The organism is uncultured Subdoligranulum sp., assembly GCF_937890665.1.
This window is the reverse complement of record NZ_CALADU010000003.1, coordinates 1-6,404: the sequence shown is the minus strand read 5'-3', so window position 1 is coordinate 6,404 and position 6,404 is coordinate 1. Positions and strand designations below refer to the sequence as shown.

Sequence of the window (6,404 nt, the reverse complement as noted above, 5' to 3'; positions counted from 1 at the left end):
AGCTGCCTGCCCCTGAAACAGATTTGGAAAACTGATTGATTTAAAGGAAGTGTCCCTATGGCATTTACCGCGCAAAATTGCTTTGCTCCTTTTGAACAGAAGGTCTGGCTGGCAACCCCCACCATGCACGGCGAGGAGCTGCAATACATGACCGAAGCGTATACCACCAACTGGATGTCTACGGTAGGCGCGAATATCAACGAGGTGGAGCGCATCGCCGCCGAAAAAGCGGGGGTGAAGTACGCCGTGGGCCTGTCCTGCTGCACCGCCGCCCTGCACCTGTGCGTGAAGCTGGCGGGGGAGCGGCTCTACGGCAAGCCCCCCATCAGCCACGGCGCATTGGAGGGACGGAAGGTGTTCTGTTCCGACATGACCTTTGACGCCACGCTGAACCCCGTGGTCTACGAGGGCGGCGAGCCGGTGTTCATCGACACCGAAGCCGACAGCTGGAACATGGATCCCGCGGCGCTGGAAAAGGCGTTTGCCCTGCATCCTGAGGTGAAGCTGGTGGTCATGGCGCACCTGTACGGCTTTCCCGCCAAGGTGGAGCAGATCAAAAAAATCTGCGAAGCCCACGGCGCGCTGCTCATCGAGGACGCCGCCGAGGCCATGGGCGCCACCGTCAACGGCAGACAGTGCGGCAGCTTCGGCGACTACGCCGCCATTTCCTACAACGGCAACAAGATCATCACCGGCTCGGCGGGCGGCTGCCTGCTGACCAACTCTCTTGAGGACGCCAACTGCGCCCGCAAATGGGCGACCCAAGCGCGGGAAAACGCCGCGTGGTATCAGCATGAGGAGGTAGGCTACAACTACCGCATGAGCAACGTTGTGGCGGGAGTCGTCCGGGGGCAGTATCCCCACATGGAGGAGCATATCGCCCAGAAAAAGGCGGTCTATGAGCGCTACCGTGAGGGACTGCGGGATCTGCCTGTGACGATGAATCCCATCGTGGCTGGCACGAAGCCGAACTACTGGCTCTCCGCCCTCATCATCGACAAGGAGGCCATGTGCCCCCAGGTGCGCTCCGACAGCGAGGCCCTGTACCGTCCGGAGGCGGGGAAGTCCTGCCCCACGGAGATCCTGGAAACGCTGGCGAGGTACAACGCCGAGGGCCGCCCCATCTGGAAGCCCATGCACATGCAGCCCATGTACCGGATGCACCAGTGCGTGGGCCGGGAGGGCAGCCTCCGCTGCCGCACCAACGCCTATATCGCCGGCGGCGTGCCTGACGTGGGCGCGGATATTTTCCAGCGGGGACTATGTCTGCCCAGCGACAACAAAATGACGCCGGAGCGGCAGGATACGGTCATCGAACTGATTCACGCCTGCTTTGAGTGAAAAAAAGGACATAGGAAGTTATTTTTGTGAAACAGGGAAAGCAGGGCGTCTACGCCCGTTACATCAAGCGAATATTGGACATTCTTCTCTCCGGCTGCGCCCTTGTGGTGCTGTCTCCGGTGCTGCTGATCGTGGCCGTTCTGGTGCGGACAAAGCTGGGCAGTCCCGTCATTTTCTGTCAGGAACGCCCGGGTAAGGACGAGAAGATCTTCAAAATGTATAAGTTCCGCTCCATGACGGACGCACGGGACGAAAACGGCGAACTGCTGCCCGACGAGGTGCGCCTGACGCATTTTGGAAAAGTGCTTCGCTCTACAAGCCTCGACGAGCTGCCGGAGTTGTGGAATATTTGGCGCGGTGACATGTCCGTTGTAGGCCCCCGGCCCCTGCTGGTGAAGTATCTGCCCCTATATAACGCGGAGCAGCGTCACCGTCACGATGTCCGTCCCGGACTCACCGGTCTGGCTCAAGTCAATGGCCGCAACGCCATCTCCTGGGAGGAGAAGTTCCGGCTGGATGCAGACTACGTCCGTCACATCACCTTTGCCGAGGACATGAAAATCATGCTGGCTACCGTGGGCAAGGTGTTGCGCCATGAGAACATCAGTAGCGGAAACAGCGCCACCATAGAGGAGTTCCGGGGCACCCCGAAGGAGGTTGGGAAATGAATCAAGTCATCATTATTGGCGCAGGCGGTCATGGCCGGGTAATCGCAGACATTGTGCTACATAGTAGGGATAAATTGCTGGGATTTTTGGATGATAACCGCACGGAGCCTGTATGGGGTTATCCTGTGTTGGGAAAGGTTCGGGATTGGCGGCTGTACGGTGAAAATGCCGTGTTTGTATTGGGAATCGGTAACAATGCAGTACGTGAGCAGTTATCAAAGAAAATCACCGGTCCGTGGTATACAGCGGTGCATCCTTCTGCTCAGATCGGTACAGATGTGACGATTGGTGATGGCACCGTAGTGATGGCGCATGCAAGTATCAATCCTGGTGTGCGAATCAGTGCCCACTGTATTATCAATACAGGCGCCGTAGTGGAACACGATAATATTCTTGAGGATTTTGTTCATGTTTCTCCTAATGCAACCCTATGCGGAACCGTGCAGATTGGACACGATACCCACGTAGGAGCAGGGGTGGTCATAAAAAATAATTGTGCGGTTTGCCCCGGTTGTACGCTGGGCGCGGGGACCGTTGTGATTCGCAATATAACAGAGCCGGGGATCTACGCAGGGGTCCCCGCAAGGAGAATCAAGTGAAAACGAACATCTGGATCTTAAACCACTACGCAAGTGCTATGTACTTTGACCGCGGCGGGCGGCACTACAATTTTGCCAAGTATCTCCGCCGCGCCGGTTACGCGCCCGTCATTTTCGGTGCCAACAGCAAGCACGGCAAGGCCGAGCGTTTCCTTGAGACCGACGCGCTCTGGGAGGAGCGCATCGCCGAGGAGATCGACACGCCTTTCGTTTTTGTCCGCACCCGCACCTATGACGGCAACGGCAAGCAGCGCGTACTGAATATGATCGACTTCTACCGCAATGTGAAGAAGGCCGCGAAGGAGTACGCCGCCCAGCACGGCAGGCCCGACGTGATCTTCGCCTCCTCCGTCCACCCGCTGACGCTGGTGGCGGGCATCCAGCTGGCGAAGCAGTTCGGCGTAAAGTGTGTCTGCGAGGTGCGGGATCTCTGGCCGGAGAGCATCGTGGTGTACTCCAGCCGTTTTACGAAGAATGACCCCTTGATCGGGCTCTTGTACCGGGGCGAAAAATGGATCTATCGAAAAGCCGATGCCCTGGTGTTCACCATGGAGGCCGCTTACGACTACATCGTCGAGCGCGGATGGGAGAAGGACATCCCCCGCTCCAAGGTGCACTACATCAACAACGGCGTCGATCTGGAGCAGTTTGACTACAACAAAGAGCATTTCTGCGTGGACGATCCGGATCTGGACGATCCGGACACCTTCAAGGTGGTCTATACCGGGTCTATTCGCCTGGTCAACAATCTGGGACTTCTGCTGGACGTTGCCGGGCATCTGAAAGAGCGCCGTGTCAAGTTCCTGATTTGGGGCAGCGGCGACGAGCGTGAAGCGCTGGAGCAGCGCGCCCGCAGCGAGGGGCTCTCCAATGTTGTCTTTAAGGGCAGGGTGGAGAAGAAATATGTCCCCGCCATCGTCAGCCGCGCGGACTTGAACGTGATGGATATGCAGGAGAAAAATGAGCTGTTCCGCTTTGGGATCAGCCCCAATAAACTGTTTGAGTATTTCGCGGCAGAGCGCCCAGTCCTGATGTATCAGCTGGATCGGTACAATCCAGTGATGGAATATCGTGCCGGATTCGTTGCGCAAAACAAGGATGAGCTGGTATCCTGCATTGAGACATTGGCAGGAGGGCAGCAGTGGGAGGCCGGCTGGACTCCCGCGTGCAGCCGCAAAGCCGCAGAGGCATTTTCTTATCAGACCCTGACGGCAGAGCTTATTAAGATCCTGGAGGAAGATCAATAATGGAGATCGGTGGCTATCGGGAACTGGATCTGCGGACGGGCCTTGAGTTTTATGCCTCGGCGCATCCGGCCCGCCTGAACGCGGGACGCTGCGGCATTTATCACGCGGCGCGATGCCTTGGCGTCCGTAAAGTGATCCTTCCTTATTATCAGTGCGAGACGGTGCGTGATTTCCTGCTGAAGAAGGGCATGGAAGTATCATTCTGTCACATCGGCGCGGATCTGCTTCCCATTCCGGAAGAGGTTCCGTCGGATGCCGCATTGGTCGTGGTCAACTACTTCGGACTTATCAAGCGTGAACAGTTATCGGCGCTTGTGCGCACATACCGGACTGTGATCGTTGATAATACGCAGGGCTTCTATCAGTCGAATATTCCCGGCGCGTACAGTGTCTATTCGCCCCGGAAGTTTTTCGGCGTGCCGGACGGTTGTTATGTGATCGGCGAGAGGGCCGAGACCGGACTGGAAGAGTATGGCCAGGACAGTTCCGCGTCAACGGCGGGCTTTCTGCTCGCACGCATCGAATCCGGCGGCAACGCGAATTATCCCTGTTATCGGGAAAGCGAAGCCCGGCTGGAGCGGTCCGACGTTCTGCGGATGTCGAAGCTGACGCGCGCACTGTTAGATAATATTGATTATGCTGAGATACGGGAAAAAAGGCAGAAGAACTATGACTACGCGGCAGAGGTATTCGCGTCGCTCAACCGCCTTCCCGAAGAGTTGCTCAAGAGGACGCCTGAGCAGGTGCCGATGGTATATCCGCTGCTCATTGAAAATGAAGAGCTGCGCCATCAGCTCAAGGCACATCAAATTTACGTCGGTCAGTGGTGGAAATATCTGCTGGACGATCCGCGGGCATCTGCGTGGGAAAAAGAACTTTCCCGGTATCTGCTGCCCATCCAGATCGACCAGAGATATGGCCGGGCCGAGATCGACTGCACCGCGCAAGTGATCCAAAGCGCGGTGGGATAGGGGAAAGAAATGAATTTTAGCTATAACGCCTACCGAGCTCTGCTCACGCTGCTGCGTCAGGGCGGCTCTGCAGGTAATTGGTGTAGGACTTATCCTGCGTCAGGGCGGCTATGCCTTTACCGGCTATCATGATTATCAAGCGCACCCCCGCTGTGTGATCCTGCGCCACGATATTGACAACAGCCTCCCGCAGGCGCTGCGGCTGGCGGAGATCGAAGCGAATGAGGGCGTGAAAAGCACCTGGTTCGCGCTGCTCCGCACGGATTTCTATAATCCCGCCTCCGCTTCGGCGCAGAAAATGCTGCGCCGCATCCGGGAATTGGGCCATGAGATCGGACTGCACTTTGACGAGATGGCGTACTCCCGCGAGGGCGGCATAGAACCCTGTGCCAATTCCTCCACAGAGGAACGGGTCGTCCATGAAGCGAACATCCTCGCGGACGTTTGCGGTTGTCCGGTCACGACGGTCTCCATGCACCGCCCCTCCAAGGCGACCTTGGAAGCGGATTTGGAGATCCCCGGCATGGTCAACTCCTATGGCAAGACCTTTTTCCATGACTTCAAGTACCTCTCCGACAGCCGCCGCCGGTGGCGGGAGCCGGTGGAGGACATCATTCGCGGCGGGGAGTACGCCCGCCTGCATATCCTGACCCACGCTTTCTGGCGTCGGCGCGTTTATCCGTTCCGCCAATAACGAGCGGTATGAGCAGATGATGGAGAACATCACCGATCTGCCGTCGATCATAGCAAGGGAGTCCCTTTGACATGAATATATCCATTCATCAACCCCATTATTTTCCGTGGGTAGGCTATTTTGATAAAATGGCAAAAGCGGACGCTTTTGTCCTGCTGGATCAGGTGCAGTTTGAAAAAAGCTCGCAGATGATCCGCAACCGGGTGATCGCCCCCAATGGTGAGATCAAGTTTCTGACCATCTCCGGCGAGACAAAGGATTTTCTCAATCGGGAGTACCGTGAGCTTGCCACCAAGGACATTCCCCAATGGACCGCGCGGCAGATGAACGCAATGAAAAGCTATTACCGGAAAGCCCCCGGCGCAGAGGAGATGATTCCCCTTTTGGAAGAATTTTTCCGGCGGGAGTACGCAACGATCTGCCAATGGACCTGTGGAAGCATCGAACTGGTGCGGCAGCTGTTGGGCGTCAAAACGCCGCTGATCTACCAGTCGGATATTTCCTATGACCGCAGCTGCAAGCGGTCCGATCTGGTCTATGCCATCTGCAACGCGCTTGGCGCGGAAACTTATTTCTCCGGCCGCGGCGCGTCTGTGGATTATTTGGACCGTGAAAAATTTGCGGAGAATGGAGTGAAGATCGTTTTTCAGGACTTTACCCATCCTGTTTATCCTCAATGCAATTCCAAGGAGTTTGTCACCGGTATTTCCGTTTTGGATATGCTCTTCAACTGCGGTATTGAGGAGGCACGCCGCATCTTCTGGGACAATGTTCACTCTACCCACGAATTTGACGAAATCGAGGCATAAGCTATGCAATTCATCGACTTAAAAGCCCAATACGCCGCCCTCAAGGGCGAGATCGATGCGAACATTCAAGATGTT

At 56.5% G+C, this 6,404-nt stretch carries 8 protein-coding genes; 7 read left to right on the top strand and 1 reads right to left on the bottom strand.

Annotated elements, in window-relative coordinates:
- Positions 1-57: 57 nt before the first annotated feature.
- From Q0526_RS00190 to Q0526_RS00170, 5 genes are read left to right on the top strand one after another with little or no spacing between them, the layout of a single operon-like run.
- On the top strand, positions 58-1,341 hold the full coding sequence (locus Q0526_RS00190) for a DegT/DnrJ/EryC1/StrS family aminotransferase (RefSeq protein ID WP_298729689.1): 1,284 nt from the start codon (positions 58-60) through the stop codon (positions 1,339-1,341).
- 26 nt (positions 1,342-1,367) lie between these two features.
- On the top strand, positions 1,368-2,009 hold the full coding sequence (locus tag Q0526_RS00185) for a sugar transferase (protein ID WP_298729688.1): 642 nt from the start codon (positions 1,368-1,370) through the stop codon (positions 2,007-2,009).
- Positions 2,006-2,608, top strand: a complete 603-nt coding sequence (locus tag Q0526_RS00180) for an acetyltransferase (protein ID WP_298729687.1) — start codon at positions 2,006-2,008, stop codon at positions 2,606-2,608. Before Q0526_RS00185 ends, Q0526_RS00180 begins: the two co-directional genes overlap by 4 nt.
- Positions 2,605-3,855, top strand: coding sequence for a glycosyltransferase family 4 protein (locus tag Q0526_RS00175; RefSeq protein WP_298729685.1), 1,251 nt, complete (start codon positions 2,605-2,607; stop codon positions 3,853-3,855). The genes Q0526_RS00180 and Q0526_RS00175 overlap by 4 nt, the downstream gene beginning before the upstream one ends.
- Entirely contained in the window at positions 3,855-4,826 is a 972-nt protein-coding gene (locus Q0526_RS00170; protein WP_298729683.1) for a hypothetical protein, read from the top strand. Before Q0526_RS00175 ends, Q0526_RS00170 begins: the two co-directional genes overlap by 1 nt.
- 43 nt (positions 4,827-4,869) lie before the next feature.
- On the opposite strand, the gene Q0526_RS00165 is transcribed toward Q0526_RS00170, so the two are convergent.
- Positions 4,870-4,995 carry a hypothetical protein gene (locus tag Q0526_RS00165; RefSeq protein ID WP_298729681.1) on the bottom strand — a complete coding sequence of 42 codons (126 nt, stop codon included), beginning with the start codon at positions 4,993-4,995 and terminating at the stop codon, positions 4,870-4,872.
- Here Q0526_RS00165 and Q0526_RS00160 point away from each other — a divergent pair.
- A complete protein-coding gene (locus Q0526_RS00160) occupies positions 4,981-5,520 on the top strand; it encodes a hypothetical protein (protein WP_298729679.1) in 540 nt (179 codons plus the stop codon). The genes Q0526_RS00165 and Q0526_RS00160 overlap by 15 nt on opposite strands.
- A 71-nt stretch (positions 5,521-5,591) precedes the next feature.
- Entirely contained in the window at positions 5,592-6,329 is a 738-nt protein-coding gene (locus Q0526_RS00155; protein ID WP_298729677.1) for a WbqC family protein, read from the top strand.
- Positions 6,330-6,404 lie beyond the last annotated feature (75 nt).

Bases quoted from the DNA above. Each gene is read 5' to 3' on its own strand.
- Q0526_RS00180 (WP_298729687.1), top strand. From the start codon at position 2,006: ATGAATCAAGTCATCATTATTGGCGCAGGCGGTCATGGCCGGGTAATC.
- Q0526_RS00155 (WP_298729677.1), top strand. From the start codon at position 5,592: ATGAATATATCCATTCATCAACCCCATTATTTTCCGTGGGTAGGCTAT.
- Q0526_RS00170 (WP_298729683.1), top strand. From the start codon at position 3,855: ATGGAGATCGGTGGCTATCGGGAACTGGATCTGCGGACGGGCCTTGAG.
- Q0526_RS00190 (WP_298729689.1), top strand. From the start codon at position 58: ATGGCATTTACCGCGCAAAATTGCTTTGCTCCTTTTGAACAGAAGGTC.